2 protein-coding genes and 2 tRNA genes are annotated in these 2,837 nt (G+C 33.3%); all 4 read left to right on the forward strand.

The window, feature by feature from the left end; all coding sequences use genetic code 11:
- Positions 1-16: 16 nt before the first annotated feature.
- The 4 genes from JYB65_RS14765 (at position 17) to JYB65_RS14780 (ending at position 2,523) form a co-directional block, all read left to right on the forward strand.
- Positions 17-99, forward strand: a tRNA-Leu gene (locus JYB65_RS14765).
- A 309-nt stretch (positions 100-408) separates the two neighbouring features.
- On the forward strand, positions 409-906 hold the full coding sequence (locus JYB65_RS14770; RefSeq protein WP_206583469.1) for a hypothetical protein: 498 nt from the start codon (positions 409-411) through the stop codon (positions 904-906).
- Positions 907-1,112: 206 nt separating this feature from the next.
- Positions 1,113-1,187: transfer RNA gene (locus JYB65_RS14775), tRNA-Glu, on the forward strand.
- Positions 1,188-1,488: 301 nt separating this feature from the next.
- Complete coding sequence (locus JYB65_RS14780) at positions 1,489-2,523, forward strand: DUF2971 domain-containing protein (protein WP_206583470.1); 1,035 nt, start codon at positions 1,489-1,491, stop codon at positions 2,521-2,523.
- Positions 2,524-2,837: the final 314 nt, after the last annotated feature.

The following is a 2,837-nucleotide window of genomic DNA, read 5'->3' on the forward strand; positions in this document are numbered from 1 at the left end:
GGAGTCACCAATATATGCGCGATTGGCGGAATTGGCAGACGCACTAGACTTAGGATCTAGCGGGCGACCGTGGGGGTTCAAGTCCCTCATCGCGCACCATGAGAATGTACATCAACAGATGTGCATTTTTTTATGTCTAAGAATTGAACTTGAACGGAAGAATCCCATCCAGCTAAACTGAAAAATTGCACTCTAGTTAAAGCTAGGCAATTTCTGTATGACATCTTCCAAACATTTTCTTTGAAAATGAGGATAGGTGCGCAACCTGGGGAATTCCCGTATGGCACCTACCAGACAGTTGCTGCAAAAATGTTAAAATAAAGCTTTTAGGGTCACGCTAAAAATATCTCATTAAAAAATGTTATTTTTATAGACACAGTAACATATTTTTTCTTAGGAGGTATTGATATGAGACAAGGTTTTTCTGCAGATGTAGCACGCTACATCTTATATTGTGCACCAGATGCGATTGCCTGGATTATTGGGATAAAAAAATATCCGAAATTAACAGGTAAGGTATATTTCTGGCAAATGGAAGAAGGGGTTTTCCTGGAGGTTGAAGTGAAAGGACTTCCGGATGAGTTAAATGACAATCGTAACATATTTAATATACATATACTGAGTGGACAGAGTCGCGCAATAAGCCCAGAGGGGATCACTTTCTATAAAGAAAACCAGTACGATGTGATACAAGAAAAGGATTGTGAAATGATAGGAAATTTGCCTCCTGTTTTTTCGAATAACGGTATGGCGTGGTATGCCACACTTATAAACGGATTTAGAGTAGCGGATTTAATTGGATGTGAGATAAGTATTGATGGCGAATTAGAGGATTTCATAGTGGAACCCAGTGACAAAAATTCTAAATTAGCTTATGGAGTCATCAGGACGAATAATTTTTCATAGATAAGAGTTAACCATACAATCTTATTCATATAAATGAAAGCATTGGATTTTAGCAGCATTGCAATTAGGAAGGCACTGACTTAAAATAGATTAGATTTAAATTCTATTTAATTTATTTTATCACTGTACTTTCTGATTTTTTATGCTATAATGGATAAGTATCATTTAAAGACATCCTATTAGTAATCTAAGTGTAATTGAATAATGGCTCCATGGTCAAGCGGTCAAGACACCGCCCTCTCACGGCGGTAACCCGGGTTCGATTCCCGGTGGAGTCACCAAATTAGAAGAATGTGATTATAGATCACATTCTTTTTTTATACATATGATTGTAATTCAAAAATTATCTTTTAAAAAGTCTTAATAATAGTGTTCTTGCTATCAATTGATTTGTTCAACACAGAACTTGGCTGCCTATGAGTAGAATATTTCATTCAACCTCATAACACTGTGAAAAAATCCTTATTAATTTAAGCTTATATTAACTTTTTCGATAGCACTGGATTTTATTTTTGGTAAATAAATGGCAGTATGGTATAATTTTTTTATTATAGATAGAAAATAGTTTTGTAGGGGGTAGCTATGGATGAAATGTGGATGGATATAAAGTGTGAAACTGAAAAATTACTAATGAAATACTATGTCCTTGAAGGTTATATGGGAGGCTCTATATTTCATTATACCAGTGCTACAGCTTTAGAAAATTTAGTTCGAGACAGGACCTTGAGAGTAACCAAAAGTGATTTTTTAAACGATAAAACCGAATATATGTATGCCATCGGCCTGATTAACGAAGTGTTCAGCAGAAATAAGTATAAAGTAAAAAAAGAAGTTTTTACTGAAATAAATAGAGAATTTAAGCACTATTTAGCTAGGAGTTTTATATTCAGTGCATCCCTAAACAGTGATTCAGTGAATTTATGGTCCAATTATTCAGACTATGAAGGCTATAACATTGGGTTAAACCTTCAAGAAATATTTAATAGAATGTGGAATAGGGAAATCTATGTAGCGGGGAACAAGACACTTAAGGACGGAACAATAAAAAAATATTTTATAGAAAGAAAAGATCAGCACAAATCTATCATGATGTCTGCCGGAAAAGTAATTTACGACAGAGGAGAACAAGAGACTATTATTTCAGACATATTTATCTTTCTGGAACAAATTATTAAAATCTATGATTCACATATTAAGAAAGATAAGGATATGGATAAGGCAATGCTAGACGATCTGGACCAAAATTTTAACAGAGCATTTAAATCGGCAATACAAATTTTAATAAGTAAAATTCAGCTGTTTAAAAATCCTATCTTTAAACAAGATGAGGAATATCGAATCATATTTGATGTAAATAGCAGGTTGGATGTAAAGAAGTTTAGACAGCTGAATGGTGTGTTTATTCCATATATTGAAGTTGTTTTTGATACCGAGGATAATGCAAAGGGGTTACCTATTAATTCGATCACTATAGGGCCTAAGAATAATATTGATATTGCAGAAAAAGGGTTAAAACAATTTTTGAGAAATCAAGGCTACAAACTTGCTAAGAAAGATAACCTAGAAGATTCAAATAAATTGTTTGTTCGGCAGTCTGCTGTTCCACTAAGATATTAAGATCACCGATAATCAAGAATTAGATTGAAATTAGTTACCTCAACATTGATAGAAGACATAAAGGAAGTATGAACAATTAAAGAATTGATAGGTCCTCATTTAGTTTAAAGAAGCTTCATTAGCATGATTTGGATTAATTAAGAAAAATAGGTATATAAAATATACGTACTGGGCAAAACAACTTTGGTTAATGCCTTATAATAAAATACTAAAATAATTTCAAAAAAAGGTGTTGACAGAGCAAGCAAAGTTTGGTAATCTATTAAAGCTGTCTCGTGAAACACGAACGTGAGCCTAACTTGTTAACCACAACA

The organism is Clostridium aminobutyricum (assembly GCF_017255415.1).
Taxonomy (GTDB): Bacteria; Bacillota; Clostridia; order Peptostreptococcales; family Anaerovoracaceae; genus Aminipila; species Aminipila aminobutyrica.